This is a genomic window from Streptomyces flaveolus (genome assembly GCF_000716535.1).
Lineage (GTDB): Bacteria > Actinomycetota > Actinomycetes > Streptomycetales > Streptomycetaceae > Streptomyces > Streptomyces flaveolus_A.
Map to the genome: position 1 here is coordinate 69,794 of NZ_JNWV01000004.1, position 16,525 is coordinate 86,318.

Here is a 16,525-nt window from a genome sequence, read left to right on the forward strand (position 1 = left end):
TACCGATGTCCTTTCCCCTGCTGACAGCGACGGCGGCGCTCCCGGCCCTCGGGGCGGTCGCCACGGCCGCCGTACCGGCCGCCCGGCGCACCGCCGCCAAGTGGCTGGCGCTGGTCGTCTCGCTCGCCACGCTCGCCCTGGCGGTCACCGTCCTGGTCCGTTTCGACCCGGGCGGCTCCCGCTACCAGCTCACCGAGTCCCACGCCTGGATCAAGGACTTCGGGGTCAGGTACGAGCTGGGCGTCGACGGCATCGCGGTGGCGCTGATCGCGCTGACCGCCGTACTGATCCCGTTCATCATCCTCGCCGGCTGGCACGACGCCGATCCGCTGGAGACCGGCAGCCGCCGCTGGCGGCCCACCCAGGGCTTCTTCGCGCTGATCCTGGCCGTGGAGGCGATGGTGATCATCTCCTTCGAGGCCACCGACGTCTTCCTCTTCTACATCTTCTTCGAAGCCATGCTCATCCCGATGTACTTCCTCATCGGCGGCTTCGGGGACCGTGCCCACGAGCACGGCGAGGAGACGGCCGCCACCCAGCGGTCGTACGCGGCGGTGAAGTTCCTGCTCTACAACCTGGCCGGCGGTCTGATCATGCTGGCCGCGGTGATCGGCCTGTACGTGGTCGCCGGGAACTTCTCGCTCACGGAGATCGCCGAGGCCCGCGCGAACGGCTCGCTGCACATGGCGACCAGCACCGAACGCTGGCTGTTCCTCGGCTTCTTCTTCGCCTTCGCGGTGAAGGCGCCGCTGTGGCCGCTGCACACCTGGCTGCCCAACGCCATGCAGGAGTCCACCGCCCCGGTCGCCGTCCTCATCACCGCGGTCGTCGACAAGGTGGGCACCTTCGCGATGCTCCGCTTCTGCCTCCAGCTCTTCCCGGAGGCGTCGAAGTGGGCGACGCCGGTCATCCTCGTCCTGGCGCTCATCAGCATCGTCTACGGCGCGCTGCTCGCCGTCGGCCAGCGGGACATCAAGCGCCTGGTGGCCTACGCGTCGATCTCGCACTTCGGCTTCATCATCATGGGCATCTTCGCGATGACCAGCCAGGGCCAGTCCGGCGCCACGCTCTACATGGTCAACCACGGCATCTCCACGGCCGCCCTGATGCTGGTCGCCGGCTTCCTCATCTCCCGGCGCGGCTCCCGGCTCATCGCGGACTACGGCGGCGTGCAGAAGGTCGCCCCGGTGCTCGCCGGCACCTTCCTGATCGGCGGCCTCGCCACCCTGTCGCTGCCCGGACTGGCGCCGTTCGTCAGCGAGTTCCTGGTCCTGGTCGGCACGTTCACGCGCTACCCGGTGATCGGCATCATCGCCACCTTCGGCATCGTCCTCGCCGCGCTGTACACGCTCGTGCTGTACCAGCGGACCATGACGGGCCCGGTGAAGCCGGAGGTCTCGGCGATGCCCGACCTCCGCGTGCGTGAACTGGTGGTCGTGGCCCCGCTGATCGTGCTGCTGATCTTCCTGGGCGTCTATCCGAAGCCCGTGACGGACATCGTCAACCCGGCGGTCAAGCAGACCATGTCCGACGTCCAGAAGAAGGACCCCAAGCCCGAGGTGGAGGCGGCCAAGTGAGCGCAGCAGCCGTCCACAGCCTGTGGACAACCGCGGCCGAACCGATCTCGAAGATCGACGCGCCGAAGATCGAATACGGACAATTGTCGCCGACGCTGATCGTCATCGGCGCGGCGCTGGTCGGGGTGCTCATCGAGGCGTTCGTGCCGCGCCGGTCCCGCTACTACGCGCAGGTGTTCGTGTCCGTCGTCGCCCTGTGCGCCGCGTTCGCCGCGGTCGTCGCGCTGGCGGCCGACGGGTACGGCACCACGAAGGCGCACATCGCGGCGATGGGCGCCATCGCGGTCGACGGCCCGGCCCTCTTCCTGCAGGGCACGATCCTGCTGGCGGGCCTGGTCGGCCTGTTCACCTTCGCCGAGCGGCGCCTGGACCCGGCCGCGCACGGCAACCGGGTCGACTCCTTCGCGGCGCAGGCCGCCTCCGTGCCCGGCAGCGACAGCGAGCAGGCCGCCGTGAAGGCGGGCTTCACCACCACGGAGGTCTTCCCGCTGCTGCTCTTCGCGGTCGGCGGCATGCTGATCTTCCCGGCGGCGAACGACCTGGTGACCCTGTTCGTGGCCCTGGAGGTCTTCTCCCTTCCGCTGTACCTGCTGTGCGCGCTGGCCCGCCGCAAGCGGCTGATGTCGCAGGAGGCCGCGGTCAAGTACTTCCTGCTGGGCGCGTTCGCCTCCGCGTTCACCCTGTTCGGCATCGCGCTGCTGTACGGCTACGCGGGCTCGATGTCGTACGGGCGCATCGCCCAGGTCGTCGACGGCACCGTCACCGACGTCGACCCGGCCCTCGCCAACACCATGGGCAACGACGCGCTGCTGCTGATCGGCGGCGCCATGCTCCTGATGGGCCTGCTGTTCAAGGTGGGCGCGGTGCCGTTCCACATGTGGACGCCCGACGTCTACCAGGGGGCGCCCACGCCGGTGACGGGCTTCATGGCGGCGGCGACGAAGGTGGCCGCATTCGGCGCGCTGTTGCGCCTGCTGTACGTCGTCCTGCCCGGCCTGCGCTGGGACTGGCGGCCGGTCATGTGGGCCGTGGCGATCATCACCATGCTGGGCGGTGCGGTCGTGGCCATCACCCAGACCGACATCAAGCGGCTGCTGGCGTACTCGTCCATCGCGCACGCCGGTTTCATCCTCGCGGGTGTGATCGCCACATCGAAGGACGGCGTGTCGTCGGTGCTCTTCTACCTGGCGGGCTACTCCTTCGTCACGATCGGCGCGTTCGCCGTGGTCACGCTGGTGCGCGACGCGGGCGGCGAGGCGACCCACCTGTCGAAGTGGGCGGGCCTCGGCCGTCGCTCGCCGCTGGTGGCGGCCGTGTTCGCGGTGTTCCTGCTGGCCTTCGCCGGCATCCCGCTGACCTCCGGGTTCGCCGGGAAGTTCGCCGTGTTCAAGGCGGCGGCGGACGGCGGCGCGGCCCCGCTGGTCGTGATCGGTGTGATCTCCTCGGCCATCGCCGCGTTCTTCTACATCCGTGTCATCGTGCTGATGTTCTTCAGCGAGCCGCGACCGGAGGGCCCGACCGTCGCGGTCCCGTCCCCGCTGACCATGCTCGCGATCGGCCTGGGCGTGGCCGTCACGCTGGTCCTCGGCGTGGCGCCGCAGTACTTCCTGGACCTGGCGAACCAGGCGGGAGTCTTCGTGCGCTGACGCCCGCGTCACCCGAGCCGCCGCCCGGCACCCTCGCAGGAGGGCGCCGGGCAGCGGCGTTCTCTGGGGCACGTCGGCCGCGGCTGACCGATGCCGTACGGAAACGACCGAGCCTGTGGATAACTCCGGGGCTGTCGGTCCGGACCCCTATGGTGGAGGCAGCGGTCGAGAGACGACACACGGGGGACCGACGGGGGACAGGACGATGGGCGTGACGGGCGGGATCAGCGAGATGGCACAGGTGACCGAGGGGCCGGGCGCGGCCGACAGCGAGGCGCTGGCCACGCTGCACCGGGTCTTCGGCTACGACGCCTTCCGGGGCGAGCAGCAGGCGATCATCGAGCATGTGGTGGCGGGCGGCGACGCCGTCGTCCTCATGCCGACGGGCGGCGGCAAATCGCTCTGCTACCAGATCCCGGCCCTGGTCCGGCCCGGCACCGGCGTGGTCGTCTCGCCGCTGATCGCCCTCATGCAGGACCAGGTGGACGCCCTGCGCGCCCTCGGCGTGCGCGCCGGTTTCATCAACTCCACCCAGGACTTCGACGAGCGGCGCATGGTCGAGGCCGAGTTCCTGGCCGGCGAGCTGGACCTGCTGTACCTGGCGCCGGAGCGGCTGCGCGTGGACGCCACGCTGGACCTGCTCTCCCGCGGCAAGATCTCCGTCTTCGCGATCGACGAGGCCCACTGCGTGTCCCAGTGGGGCCACGACTTCCGCCCCGACTACCTCTCCCTCTCCCTGCTCGGCGAGCGCTGGCCGGACGTCCCGCGGATCGCCCTCACCGCCACGGCCACCCGCGCCACCCACCAGGAGATCACCCAGCGGCTGAACCTGCCGACGGCCCGGCACTTCGTCGCCAGCTTCGACCGGCCCAACATCTCGTACCGGATCGTGCCCAAGGCCGACCCCAGGAAGCAGCTCCTCGCCTTCCTCCGCGAGGAGCACGCGGGCGACGCCGGCATCGTGTACTGCCTCTCGCGCAACTCGGTGGAGCGCACGGCGGAGTTCCTCGACACCAACGGCATCGCGGCGGTGCCGTACCACGCGGGCCTGGACGCGGCCACGCGCGCGGCGCACCAGGCCCGGTTCCTGCGCGAGGACGGTCTGGTGGTGGTCGCGACCATCGCCTTCGGCATGGGCATCGACAAGCCGGACGTACGCTTCGTCGCCCACCTGGACCTGCCCAAGTCGATCGAGGGGTACTACCAGGAGACCGGCCGGGCGGGCCGCGACGGTCTGCCGTCCACGGCCTGGATGGCGTACGGCCTGAACGACGTCATACAGCAGCGCAAGCTGATCCAGTCCGGCGAGGGCGACGAGGCGTTCCGCCGCCGGGCCGCCGCCCACCTCGACGCGATGCTCGCCCTGTGCGAGACCGCCCAGTGCCGCCGTGGCCAGCTGCTCGCCTACTTCGGTCAGGACCCCGAGGCCGCGGCCTGCGGCAACTGCGACACCTGCCTCACCCCGCCCGAGACCTGGGACGGCACCATCGCCGCGCAGAAGGTGCTCTCCACGGTGGTGCGGCTGCAGCGGGAGCGCGGGCAGAAGTTCGGCGCGATGCAGATCGTCGACATCCTGCTCGGCAAGCGCACCGGCAAGGTGATCCAGTTCGACCACGACCAGTTGTCCGTCTTCGGCATCGGCCAGGATCTCTCCGAGGGCGAGTGGCGCGGGGTCGTCCGGCAGCTGCTGGCCCAGGGGCTCCTCGCGGTCGAGGGGGAGTACGGCACGCTGGTGCTCACCGAGGCGAGCGGCTCGGTGCTGCGGCGCGAGCGCGAGGTGCCGCTGCGCAAGGAGCCGAAGAAGCCGACCGCCTCCCGGTCGCGGTCCACCGGCTCCTCCGGGGGCGACCGCAAGGCCAAGGCCGTCGCGGACGAGCTGCCCGAGGCGCTGCTCCCCGCCTTCGAGGCCCTGCGGGCCTGGCGCGCCGAACAGGCCCGCGAACAGGGCGTCCCGGCGTACGTGATCTTCCACGACGCCACCCTGCGCGAGATCGTGACCCGGCGGCCCGGCTCGGTGCGGGAGCTGGGCACGGTGAACGGCGTCGGCGAGAAGAAGCTGGCCACGTACGGCGAAGGGGTGCTCCAGGTGCTGGCCTCCCTCGACGGGGCTGCCCCGGCTGCCGCCGACGCCCCGGCCACCGCCGACACCGCCGACACCGCCGACATCGAGGACGCCGACTGGCCCGAGCCGTCGGACGAGCCGGAACCGGACGACTGGATGTAGCCGGTGATGACCGGGTGACCGGGGACGACCGGGACGGGCCAGCGCAGTGCCGCCAGACCCTCGGGACGGCGTACCAGCCCCTCAGGACAGTGCCGTCAAACCCGGGGCGAAGGTGATCAGCAGCGGGAGCAGCGGTACCAGCGCGGCCACCGTCGTCGTCAGCGCCCGGTGCCGGCGCAGCAGCCGTGGCGGCGGCTCCAGCAGGCGGTCCACGCGCTCGCCCAGGAGACGACGGCTGGAGTCGCAGGACAGGACACCCCGGTGCTGGTTCAGCTCGATCAGGGCGAGGGCCGTGGTGAGGTGCCCGCAGCGCCGGGAGGCCGTGTCGTCGGCGGCCAGTTCGACCAGGCGGTGCGTCTGGTCGCAGAAGTGGGCGAAGAGCGGCACGCGGGGGAAGCCCGTGGCGAGGGCGGTGGACAGGTGCAGCAGCCAGTCGTGGTGGGCGCGCGCGTGCCCGCGCTCATGGGTGAGGACGGCGTCGAGCTGAAGGTCGGTGAGGCGGTGCAACGCCCCTGTGGTGACGACCAGTTGCGGCGGGTGCCCCGGCATCCACCAGGCGTCCGGGTACTCGTCCTCCAGCACCAGCATCGGGCCGCGCGCCGCCGGCAGCCCGGCCGGTAGCTCGGGGGCGCGCTCGCGCAGGTGCGCCCGGGCCTGGACCCGGCTGCGGCGGGCTTCGACGAGTTCGCGGGCCAGCATCGCCGTCGTCCAGGCGGCCCCACAGGCCAGCAGCACGGTGAGCGCGGCGGCCCACACCGGCGCGGTGGACAGGTCGTACGCGGCGGTGACGGCGGGCGGGGCGGGTGCGAACACGCGGTCGCGGACGGTGTGGAAGACGGCCGCCGCGCCCAGGACCAGCGCGGTCAGGCAGCACAGCAGGACGGTGGCGACGAGGCACTGCCACACCCACAGTGCGACCACGGGTTCCCGCTCGGTCCAGGCGGCACGGGTCAGCGCGCGCGGCGCCGGTACGGCGGCCGTCAGGGCGACGACGCTCAGCAGGAGCAGGCAGACAGTCATGCCGGGGCTCCGGTTCTGGTCGGAGAGGTGTGCGGGTGACGGTGGTGCCGGGCACGCGTCACGCGACGGCGGCTCGCGCGTGGTGCGTGTCCCCGTCAGTATGACGAAGACGGGCGGCCGGAGTCAGGTGTCGACACCGATCAGCCGGACCGGCCAAGGCCCGTGACTCCCGCCGTGTCTGACCGGTGCAGGTCCGTGACCGTCACCGCATCCGAGCGGTCCGTCGGGCGAGCTACCCGGTCGTCGGGCGGGTCACCCGGCTCGCTCGGCGTACCCGCCCGACTTCCTCGCTCCGCAACCCCCGGGACGTCAGCCCGATACCACTCGCCCGCTGACCTCGCCCAGCCCCACCCGGTGGCCGTCCGCGCCCGGGGCCCACGCCGACAGGGTGACCACGTCGCCGTCCTCCAGGAAGGTCCGCTTGCCGTCCGGGAGTTCGAGGGGGTCGCGGCCGTTCCAGGTCAGTTCCAGCAGGGAGCCGCGCTGGCGTTCGGTGGGACCGCTCACCGTGCCGGAGCCGTACAGGTCGCCCGTGCGCAGCGAGGCGCCGTTCACGGTCATGTGGGCGAGCTGCTGGGCGGCGGTCCAGTACATGGTGGAGAAGGGCGGTTCGGAGACCACGTGGCCGTTGACCGCGACCGAGATGCGGAGGTCGTAACCGCCGGGTTCGGCGCCGGGCGCCGAGTCGTCCAGGTAGGGCAGCAGCGGGTGCGTGCGCTCCGGAGGCGCCACGCGCGCGTGCTCCAGCGCGTCCAGCGGGGTGATCCACGCCGACACCGAGGTGGCGAAGGACTTGCCGAGGAAGGGGCCGAGAGGGACGTACTCCCAGGCCTGGATGTCCCGCGCGGACCAGTCGTTCAGCAGGCACAGCCCGAAGACGTGCTCCCGGAAGTCGCCGAGCGCGACGGGGCTGCCGAGCCGCGACGGCACGCCCACGACGAAGCCGACCTCGGCCTCGATGTCCAGCCGGATCGAGGGGCCGAAGACGGGCGCGGGGTCGGCCGGGGCCTTGCGCTGCCCGGACGGCCGTACGACGTCCGTGCCGGAGACGACCACGGTGCCGGAGCGGCCGTGGTAACCGATCGGGAGGTGTTTCCAGTTGGGGGTGAGGGAGTCCTCGGCGTCGGGGCGGAAGATCTGGCCGACGTTCCGGGCGTGGTTCTCCGAGGAGTAGAAGTCGACGTAGTCCGCGACCTCGAAGGGCAGGTGCAGGGTCACCTCGGAGAGGGGGTGGAACAGCGGCTCGACGGTGGCGTGGTGCGCCGGGTCCGTGACCCAGGACGTGAGGGCGCGCCGTACGTCCGACCAGGTGGAGCGGCCGGCGGCCAGCAGCGGGTTGAGGGTGGGCCGGGCGAGCAGCGGCTGGTGGGGCGAGCCGAGCGCGGCGGCCGCGGCGCCCGCGTCGAGGGCGTGGTTCCCGAGCCGGACGCCGATCCTCCGCTCGGTGCTGCCGGAGGGCGAGAACACGCCGTAGGGGAGGTTGTGCGGACCGAAGGGGTCGCCCTCGGGGACGTCGAAGGGGGGCATGGGGTGCTGCCTCGCTCTCATCCGGGCCATGCATGGCGATGCGTTCCATGTGGTCGGGCCACACGTTACGGCTGAGCTGCGTGTCTTGGGCAGTGCCGCACCAGCGCGCCCGCTTCGGCCGGGAGCTCCGCCTGCCCACGGCCGGGCGCCGCCCACCGCGCCGTCCACGGCGAGGGGTTGGGCGGGAGCGGCACGTAAGTGCGGGGAATGACAGGTGAGTCGGCGGGCCGACCTGTCCGTATTCTCTGATCATGGCACCCACCCCGGCATATGCACTGATCGCCACTGACCTGGACGGGACGCTGCTGCGCGGCGACGACACCGTCTCGGACCGGTCCCTCGCCGCGCTCGCGCGGGTGGCGCGGGCCGGCGCCCGGCACCTGGTGGTGACGGGCCGCCCGGCCCCGCGGGTAAGGCCGCTGCTCACGGACCTCGGCTGCGCCGGGCTCGCGGTGTGCGGGCAGGGGGCCCAGGTCTACGACGCCGGGACCGACCGCCTGCTGTGGTCGGTCCGGCTGGACCGGGAGCTGGCCGAGACCGCGCTCGGCAAGATCGAGGCGGAGGTGGGGCAGGTCTACGCGGCGGTCGACCAGGATGGCGTGGACGGGCTCACGCTCATCGAGCCCGGCTACCGGATGCCCCACCCGACGCTGCCCGCGGTGCGGGTCGCCCGGCGGGACGACCTGTGGTCCGCGCCCATCAGCAAGGTGCTGCTGCGGCACGCCACCCTGTCCGACGACGAGTTGGCGGCCGTGGCCCGGGCGGCGGTGGGCTCGCTCGCGTCGGTCACCATGTCGGGGCCGGGCACGGTGGAGCTCCAGCCGTGCGGGGTGACGAAGGCGACCGGGCTGGCGCTGGCCGCCGAACGGCTCGGGATCGCCGCCGACCGGGCTCTCGCGTTCGGTGACATGCCCAACGACATCCCGATGTTCGACTGGGCCGGGCGCGGTGTCGCCATGGCCAACGCGCATCCCGAACTCAAGGCGGTGGCCGACGAGATCACCTTGTCGAACGAGGACGACGGCATCGCCGTCGTCCTCGAAGGACTGTTCCCGACCGACTGACCGGAATGTCAGTGGCGCCCCGGCCCGGGCCCGGCCGCCGGTGGCGGTGTCGGTCAGTACGCGCCGAACACGTTGTCGATGGACCCGTACCGCGCGGCCGCGTAGTTGCAGGCGGCGGTGATGTTGGCGACCGGGTCGTAGATGTCGAAGGACGTTCCGGCCACGTGGTAGGCGTTGAACGTCGGGTCGATGACCTGGAGCAGGCCCTTGGACGGGATGCCCTTGGCGGCGTTGGAGTCCCAGAGGTTGATGGCCTTCGGGTTGCCCGACGACTCGCGGATGATGTTGCGGTAGATGCCGTTGTAGGTGCCAGGGATCCGCTTCTCGGCCATGATCGCGAGCGACTCGCGGATCCAGCCGTCGAGGTTGTTCGGGTAGCCGGCGGGGGTGGTGGCGGCGGTGGTGGCGGTGGCCGGGGCCGCGGAGGCGCTGGTCGCGCCGATGAGCGGCAGCACGAGGACGGCGGCGCCGGTGCCGGCGGCGGTGAGCGCGCGGACGAGGCGGCTGTTCCGGGTACGGCGGGGCTGAGCGACAGCAGACATGGGGTCGTTCCTCTCCGGCGCCTGCGAGGTGAGCTGTCGGGTTCGGGCGGGGAGGTGCCCGGCCGTGCCCCTGACGGAGGCATGGCTTCACCCCGAGCCGTCCCGGCACGGCGTGTGCCGTGCGGACCGGCGGCTTACCTGGGTCCCCCGCTCCTGCCGTGCGAATGAGTTCGTCGATGGGTATGCGGGCGGCGGCAGGATTCGGCGTCCGCCCGACGGCCCGGAACGTATGCGAGAGCACATGTCGGGAACAAGGGCTGGATTCGCACAACGTGCGATTTGACCTTGATCGACGGTGTATGAGGTGCTTGATCCTTTGCGGTTGCCAATCCTCAACTCGCCGACGGCGCAAGGGGTCACGAGGGGTCCGGCCAGGGGGCCGGGTCAGCCGGACGCGTGACCCAATTCACGAAATAGCAAACAGCTTTAAGTCGGACATGGGGGATTAGGGGGATTCACGCCTGAAGTCGGGCTGATGGTGGAACCCGGCATGCGGGGCGCGTCGTTGTCCAGGTGAGGGCAGAGTGTCCGGATTACTCTTATATGGATAAATATCCGTTCACACCGTGTGATCAAAACCATGCCGGTCATGATCCGGTATCGCCCGGGCTGGACCGGTGGGCGCTATCGGTGATCGAAAGAGGACCGGATACGCTGACTTGAGTGATGGCAGCGACCTATCGACAAACCGTGTAACCGCCAGCAGACACCAGCAGACAGGAGACCCCTCGTGACCGTCGTCGGGCCGTTCGGGCTGAGCGTGCGGGACCAGGCTCTGGAAGCCGATGTCCAGGCCGGATTGGCGGCTGTCGAGGAAGGCTTGCTCGAAGCCACCAAGAGCGAGGTCCCGTTCATCACGGAGGCCGCGCAGCACCTCGTGCGTGCGGGCGGGAAGCGGTTCCGGCCACTCCTCGTGATGCTCGCCGCCCAGTTCGGCGACCCCTACGCGCCGGGCGTGGTGCCGTCGGCCGTCGTCGTGGAGCTGACCCACCTGGCCACGCTGTACCACGACGACGTCATGGACGAGGCGGCCGTACGGCGTGGCGTGGACAGCGCCAACACGCGCTGGGGCAACTCCGTCGCGGTCCTCACCGGCGACTTCCTCTTCGCCCGCGCCTCCCAGATCCTCGCCGACCTCGGTCCCGAGGCGGTCCGGGTGCAGGCCCTCGCGTTCGAACGGCTCGTCACCGGCCAGATCCTGGAGACGGCGGGTCCCTCGGACGGCCGAGACCCGGTCGAGCACTATCTGGACGTGCTCGCCGGCAAGACGGGCTCCCTGGTGGCGGTGTCCTGCCGGTTCGGCGCGATGATGTCCGGCGCCGACGAGAGGATCGTCGACGTGCTCACCCAGTACGGCGAACGGCTCGGGGTCGCCTTCCAGCTCGCCGACGACGTCCTGGACATCGCCTCCGACTCCCACGAGTCCGGCAAGACCCCGGGCACCGACCTGCGCGAGGGCATCCCGACCCTGCCGGTGCTCCGGCTGCGCGAGCGGGCCGCCCGGCTGGGGCTGGCCGAGGACGTCGCGCTGTGCGAGCTGCTGGACTCCGACCTCAGCGACGACGCCCGGCACGCCGAGGCGCTGGCCGCGCTGCGCGCGCACCCCGCGCTGGAGCAGGCCCGCCGGGACACCGTGCGGTACGCGGAGGAGGCGCGGTCCGCGCTTGCCCCGCTGCGCGAGTGCGACGCCAAGGCGGCGCTGCTCCAGCTGTGCGACGCGGTCGTGCACCGCGCCGGCTGACCGTGCCGGTCACCCGTACGGGCGCCGGTGTCCGGCACGACCCCTACGGGTCGGGTGGAGAATCCGCCGCCGGGTGTCATACCGCAGGTGTAGACGGAGTTGGCTCCGAGGTCTGACGCTTGTTCACGGGCGATTTGGTCAGATGGACACCACGGAAATCACCACTCCTCACCGATTCGGGTGAGAATGGCGGCTCAGGGTGGACCAGCGGACCAGCGTGAGGACAGCCGCCGCCGACGACGGAGGTAAGGCACACATGGCACCGTACGAATCCGACGACGCAGTGGGCGCCGCACGGGACGAGCAGCCGCGCTCCGGCCGGCGCAAGGCCGCCCGGTACGCCGTGCCGGTCGCGGTGGTGGGGGTGGCGGCGGCCACGATCGGGCTGGTCCCGGCGCTCGCCGACTCCGGTGACCCCGACCTGCCGAAGATCAGCGCACAGCAGCTCATCGAGAAGATCGCCAAGTCGGACGTGCAGCAGCTGTCCGGCACGGTGAAGGTCAGCACCGACCTCGGCCTGCCCGACCTCGGCGGCCTGGAGGACGGCCTGATGTCCGGCGCGGGCCGGGGCGGCTCGGACGACGGCTCCTCCGCCGACCCGCAGGCCAAGCTCACCGAGCTGGTCTCCGGCACGCACACCCTGCGCGTCGCCGCCGACGGCCCGGACCGGCAGAAGCTGTCGCTGCTGGAGAGCGGCGCCGAGTACAGCCTGATCCACGACGGCAAGGACGTCTGGGGCTACGACAGCAAGAGCAACGAGGTCTACCACTCCACGGGGGCCGCTTCCGGCAAGGACCGTGAGGCCGAGCCGCCGGCCACGCCCAAGGACTTCGCCGACGAGGCCCTGAAGTCGGTGGACGACACCACGTCCGTCACCGTCGACGGCACCGCCCACGTCGCCGGGCGCGACGCCTACAAGCTGCTGATCCGGCCCAAGCAGTCCGGCACCACGGTCGGTGCGATCAGCATCGCCGTGGACGCGAAGACCGGCATGCCGCTGAAGTTCACGCTGACCCCGAGGAGCGGCGGCGCCGCCGTGCTCGACGCGGGCTTCACCCAGGTCTCCTTCGCCCGGCCGGCCGCCTCCACCTTCGACTTCACGCCGCCCAAGGGCGCGAAGGTCACCGAGGGGAAGGACGCGGCCGAGGCCCGGGAGCAGGCCCCGAAGCACGGCGAGGACTTCGCCGGGGGCCTGGAGGGCATGGACGGGCTGAACGTGCTGGGCAAGGGCTGGACGTCCGTCGCCACCTTCGACACCGGGGCCAAGGGCGGCCTGCCGACCGGCTCCCAGGGCGGTGACCTCGGCGGCTTCCTCGGCTCGCTCGGCGAACCGGTCTCCGGGAAGTTCGGCAAGGGCACGGTCTTCTCCACCCGCCTGGTCAACGCCCTGATCACCGACGACGGCAAGGTGTACGCCGGCGCGGTGACCAAGGAGGCCCTGGTGAAGGCGGCCGACGCGGGGAAGTGACCGCCCGGGCACACCGCACCGGATGAGACGCACCGGATGAACCGAGGGGAGCCGATGGACGAACCGTCCGCCACGCAGCGGGACCCGGACGACGCGACGGCGAGCGTGATCGCCACGCGCGGCCTCACCAAGCGCTACCGCGGCGGACAGCTCGCCGTGGACGGTCTGGACCTGACCGTCCCGGCGGGCAGCGTCTTCGGCTTCCTCGGCCCGAACGGCTCCGGCAAGACCACCACGATCCGCATGCTGATGGGGCTCATCGAGCCCACCGCGGGCACCGCCCGGGTGCTCGGCCGGCCGATGCCGCGCGCGGCCCGTACGGTCCTTCCGCAGGTCGGCGCCCTCATCGAGGGCCCCGCCCTGTACGGCTTCCTCTCCGGCCGGGACAACCTGCTGCGCTACGACGCCGCCGATCCGACCGCCGACCCGCGCACCCGGCGCGCCCGCGTCGCCGCGGCACTGGACCGGGTCGGTCTCGCGGCCGCCGCCGGCAAGAAGGCGAAGGCGTACTCGCTCGGCATGAAACAGCGCCTGGGGCTGGCCGCCGCGCTGCTCCAGCCGCGCAGACTGCTCGTCCTGGACGAGCCCACCAACGGCCTCGACCCGCAGGGCATGCGCGAGATCCGCACCCTGATCAGGGACTTGGCCGCCGACGGCACGACCGTCTTCCTCTCCTCCCACCTCCTCGACGAGATCGAGCAGGTGTGCACCCATGCGGCGGTCATGGCCCAGGGCCGGCTCGTCACCCAGGGCGCGGTGGCCGATCTGGCCGCCGGGGCGCGCGGCCGGCTGGTGGTGACCACCCCGGACCCGGCCGAGGCGGCGCGGGTGCTGAAGGAACTGGGCGTCGGGGATGTGGCGGCCGACGGCGACCGGGTCACCGGTGAGCCGCCCGCGCGGGATCTGGCCGAGGTGACCGCGGCCCTGGTCACGGCGGGCGTCCGGGTCCGGGGCCTCACCGTCGAACGGGCCTCGCTGGAGGACGCGTTCGTGGCGCTGACCGGGGAGGGCTTCGATGTCGCGGGCTGATGTGCTCCAGGCGGGCGCCGGGCGCCGGCCGAACCCGCTGTGGACCCTCGGGCTGTTGCGCAGCGAGCTGGTCACCACCGTCCGCCGCTGGCGCACGCTCGCCCTGCTGGGGGTGCTGGCCGCGGTGCCGGTGCTGGTCGGGATCGCCGTGAAGATCGAGACGCGGGGCGGCGGGCCGGCGGGCGGAGGCGGCGGCGAGGGCCCGGCGTTCATCTCGCAGATCACCAACAACGGCCTGTTCCTGGTCTTCACCGCGCTGGCCGCGACCCTGCCGTTCTTCCTGCCGATGGCGGTCGGCGTCGTCGCGGGCGACGCGATCGCCGGGGAGGCCGGCGCGGGCACCCTGCGCTATCTGCTGGTCGCCCCGGCCGGCCGCACCAGGCTGCTGCTCACCAAGTACGCGACCGTGCTGGCCTTCTGTCTGCTGGCCACGCTGGTCGTCGCCGTCTCGGCGCTGCTCGTCGGCGCGCTGCTCTTCCCGCTCGGCGAGCTGACGACGATCTCCGGCACCCGGATCAGCTTCGCCGAGGGGCTCGGCCGCGCCCTGCTGATCGCCCTGGTCGTCGCGGCCTCACTGGTCGGCGTGGCCGCCCTCGGCCTGTTCGTGTCGACGCTCACCAACAGCGGCATCGCGGCGATGGCGACCACGGTGGGCCTGCTCATCACCGTGCAGATCGTCGACCAGATACCCCAGTTGCACGCGCTCCAGCCGTACCTGTTCTCGCACTACTGGCTGTCCTTCGCCGATCTGATGCGCGACCCCGTCTACTGGGACGACCTGGTGAAGAACCTGGGTCTCCAGGGGCTGTACGCGGCCGTGTTCGGCGCGGCGGCCTGGGCGCGGTTCACGGCGAAGGACATCAACGCCTAGCGCCCGCTCACCGGAGCGGGGCGCCGGCGGTCTCGTACGGGAAGCGCGCGAGGGGCGCGTCCTGCGCGAAGAACGTCTTCGCGCGTGCCAGCGCCTCGGTGTCCTTGCGTACGTCGCCGGGCGCGCTGCCGTTGCCGAGCAGCACCCCGCCGAAGCGCATCCGCAGGTAGGCGGCCGAGTTGTTGAGCGTGCCGGCGTACGGGTCGGCGACCGACGGCTCGTCGTCCGCCAGCGCGGCGATGCCCCAGAGGGTCCGGCCGGCCATCGCCGCCTTGAAGTCGACGCCCGGGGTGCGCAGCCAGGCCGACCAGTAGTCCAGGTAGCGCTTGGTCAGGCTGGACACCGAGTACCAGTACAGCGGCGAGGCGATCACGATGTCCGTGGCCGCCAGCGTGGCGTCCAGCAGCAGGCCGGCCGGGGTGTCCGAGGACGGCCGGACGTGGTCGCTGTCGTGCCGCAGGTCGACGAAGTCGGGCAGGGGGTGGTCGGCGAGGCGGATCCAGTGCTGTTCGACGTCGCCGGGTAGCTGTGCGGCGGCCTCCCGGGCCAGCTGTTCGGTGTTGCCCGCCTCTCGGGCGCTGCCCAGGACGAAGAGGAAGCGGCGGCTCATGGGTCCCCCAGATGCGTCATGTCGTACCGCGATTGAATGCGCGTGCATTCTATGCACATGCATTCAGCCTGCGCCAGGGTGCGGCTGGTGCGAGGCTGTGACGTCGCGGTGACGTGGAAACCGCGGGGGAGCGGACACACTGGTGGGCAGGACACGTACGACCGGATCGCGACGCCGGGGGAGTGAGGGACACCGATGGCTGGAGTCAGCTTCGAGAAGAAGCGGCCGCGGCAGCCCGTGGGGTCCGCGGCGACGGTGTCCGTCCGGGTCTCCGGCGCGGGACGTGCGTCGGTGGACGGGGCGTCCGTCGTGCCGGCACCGGGCGAGGAGATCCAGCAGGCCGTGCTCAACCACCTCCAGCGCCTGGCCATCAGCGTCGGCGCGCCCATACGCGCCACGGTCCACGACGACCTCGCGGGCTGCGTGGTCCCCCTGGAGGTCTCGGCGGACGGCTCCAGCCGGGTGACGGGGCAGGCGGTCCGGGTGGCCCCGCGGCCGGCGGCGGCCGGGACGCCGGGCACCGGGCAGGCCCCGACCGGGCAGTTCGGACCGGCGCCGGTGATGAACGAGTCCGACACGGACACGCGGAGCCCCGCGGCCCACAGCCCCCTCGCCGCCGTACCGCCGGAGCCCTCCGCCCCCACCCCCACCCCGGCCCGCGGGTTCGACGCGGTCGCCGAGGAGGTGCTCGGGGACGGGCCGCTGACCGAGACCGCAGAGGGTGCGGAGCTGCTCACCGAGCCGCTGCGCCGGATCAACGAGGCCGTGCGGTCGGGCCGTATCGACACGGCGGCGGAACTGGCCGACCGGACGCTCGCCGAGGCGTCCGCCGTGTTCGGCCCGCGCCACGCCGAGGCGCTGCACCTGCGCGAGCTGTCCGCCTACATCGCCTATCTGGCCGGTGACCCGGTCCGCGCCTTCCGGCTGTCCCTGGACGTCGCCGGGCTGCGCCGGCAGGCACGGGACGGGGAGGCCGCTTACGACAACGTGCGCAGCGCGGCCACCGCCTGGCGCGCGGTGCGCGACCCCGAGGAGGGCCTGCGGCTGGGGCGCGACCTGATCGACCTGTGGACGGACCTCGCCGCCGAGCCGGGCCCCGCCGCGGACGACACGGGCCTGCTGGAGTCCGCCCGCGCCCGCATGGTCCGCCTGAGCGACCGCGCGGCGAAGGCGGCGGCGCAGGCGTGACCGGCTGCGCGCCGAGCA

The 16,525-nt window shown here is 72.1% G+C and carries 13 protein-coding genes and 1 riboswitch; of the genes, 9 read left to right on the forward strand and 4 right to left on the reverse strand.

Translation table 11 applies throughout. From position 1 onward, the window contains the following. Positions 1-5 precede the first annotated feature (5 nt). From OO52_RS04040 to recQ, 3 genes are all read left to right on the forward strand, one after another. Positions 6-1,577 carry an NADH-quinone oxidoreductase subunit M gene (locus tag OO52_RS04040; protein ID WP_030641027.1) on the forward strand — a complete coding sequence of 524 codons (1,572 nt, stop codon included), beginning with the start codon at positions 6-8 and terminating at the stop codon, positions 1,575-1,577. After that, the gene (nuoN, locus tag OO52_RS04045; protein WP_030641029.1) at positions 1,574-3,223 is read left to right on the forward strand and encodes an NADH-quinone oxidoreductase subunit NuoN; all 1,650 of its coding nucleotides are present in this window, start codon (positions 1,574-1,576) and stop codon (positions 3,221-3,223) included. Before OO52_RS04040 ends, nuoN begins: the two co-directional genes overlap by 4 nt. Before the next feature lie 205 nt (positions 3,224-3,428). Further along, positions 3,429-5,447 carry a DNA helicase RecQ gene (gene recQ / locus OO52_RS04050; protein ID WP_030641031.1) on the forward strand — a complete coding sequence of 673 codons (2,019 nt, stop codon included), beginning with the start codon at positions 3,429-3,431 and terminating at the stop codon, positions 5,445-5,447. Positions 5,448-5,528: 81 nt separating this feature from the next. Here recQ and OO52_RS04055 read toward each other — a convergent pair whose 3' ends face one another. Then, entirely contained in the window at positions 5,529-6,467 is a 939-nt protein-coding gene (locus OO52_RS04055) for a M56 family metallopeptidase (protein ID WP_030641033.1), read from the reverse strand. A gap of 309 nt (positions 6,468-6,776) precedes the next feature. After that, on the reverse strand, positions 6,777-7,994 hold the full coding sequence (fahA, locus tag OO52_RS04060; protein WP_030641035.1) for a fumarylacetoacetase: 1,218 nt from the start codon (positions 7,992-7,994) through the stop codon (positions 6,777-6,779). Positions 7,995-8,245: 251 nt separating this feature from the next. Here fahA and OO52_RS04065 point away from each other — a divergent pair, with 251 nt between their 5' ends. Continuing rightward, positions 8,246-9,058 carry a Cof-type HAD-IIB family hydrolase gene (locus OO52_RS04065; RefSeq protein ID WP_030641037.1) on the forward strand — a complete coding sequence of 271 codons (813 nt, stop codon included), beginning with the start codon at positions 8,246-8,248 and terminating at the stop codon, positions 9,056-9,058. Between the two features lie 53 nt (positions 9,059-9,111). Here the strand turns inward: OO52_RS04065 and OO52_RS04070 are convergent, their stop codons facing one another. After that, a complete protein-coding gene (locus OO52_RS04070; protein ID WP_030641047.1) occupies positions 9,112-9,600 on the reverse strand; it encodes a transglycosylase SLT domain-containing protein in 489 nt (162 codons plus the stop codon). 3 nt (positions 9,601-9,603) lie between these two features. Continuing rightward, positions 9,604-9,786, reverse strand: a riboswitch (cyclic di-AMP (ydaO/yuaA leader). 544 nt (positions 9,787-10,330) lie between these two features. On the opposite strand from OO52_RS04070, the gene OO52_RS04075 reads away from it, so the two are divergent. The 4 genes from OO52_RS04075 to OO52_RS04090 all read left to right on the forward strand — a co-directional run bounded on the left by OO52_RS04075 (position 10,331) and on the right by OO52_RS04090 (position 14,709). Next, positions 10,331-11,341 (forward strand): polyprenyl synthetase family protein, encoded by a 1,011-nt coding sequence (locus OO52_RS04075; RefSeq protein WP_030641048.1) that lies wholly within the window; start codon positions 10,331-10,333, stop codon positions 11,339-11,341. A 256-nt stretch (positions 11,342-11,597) separates the two neighbouring features. Beyond that, positions 11,598-12,809 (forward strand): LolA family protein, encoded by a 1,212-nt coding sequence (locus OO52_RS04080; protein ID WP_030641050.1) that lies wholly within the window; start codon positions 11,598-11,600, stop codon positions 12,807-12,809. A gap of 54 nt (positions 12,810-12,863) precedes the next feature. After that, positions 12,864-13,838 carry an ABC transporter ATP-binding protein gene (locus OO52_RS04085; protein WP_030641052.1) on the forward strand — a complete coding sequence of 325 codons (975 nt, stop codon included), beginning with the start codon at positions 12,864-12,866 and terminating at the stop codon, positions 13,836-13,838. Beyond that, positions 13,825-14,709 (forward strand): ABC transporter permease, encoded by an 885-nt coding sequence (locus OO52_RS04090; RefSeq protein WP_030641054.1) that lies wholly within the window; start codon positions 13,825-13,827, stop codon positions 14,707-14,709. The genes OO52_RS04085 and OO52_RS04090 overlap by 14 nt, the downstream gene beginning before the upstream one ends. 7 nt (positions 14,710-14,716) lie before the next feature. Here the strand turns inward: OO52_RS04090 and OO52_RS04095 are convergent, their stop codons facing one another. Beyond that, positions 14,717-15,319, reverse strand: coding sequence for a flavodoxin family protein (locus OO52_RS04095; RefSeq protein ID WP_030641056.1), 603 nt, complete (start codon positions 15,317-15,319; stop codon positions 14,717-14,719). A gap of 195 nt (positions 15,320-15,514) precedes the next feature. Between OO52_RS04095 and OO52_RS04100 the strand changes: the two genes are divergently transcribed. After that, complete coding sequence (locus OO52_RS04100) at positions 15,515-16,507, forward strand: hypothetical protein (RefSeq protein WP_234337883.1); 993 nt, start codon at positions 15,515-15,517, stop codon at positions 16,505-16,507. The last annotated feature ends 18 nt before the right edge of the window (positions 16,508-16,525 follow it).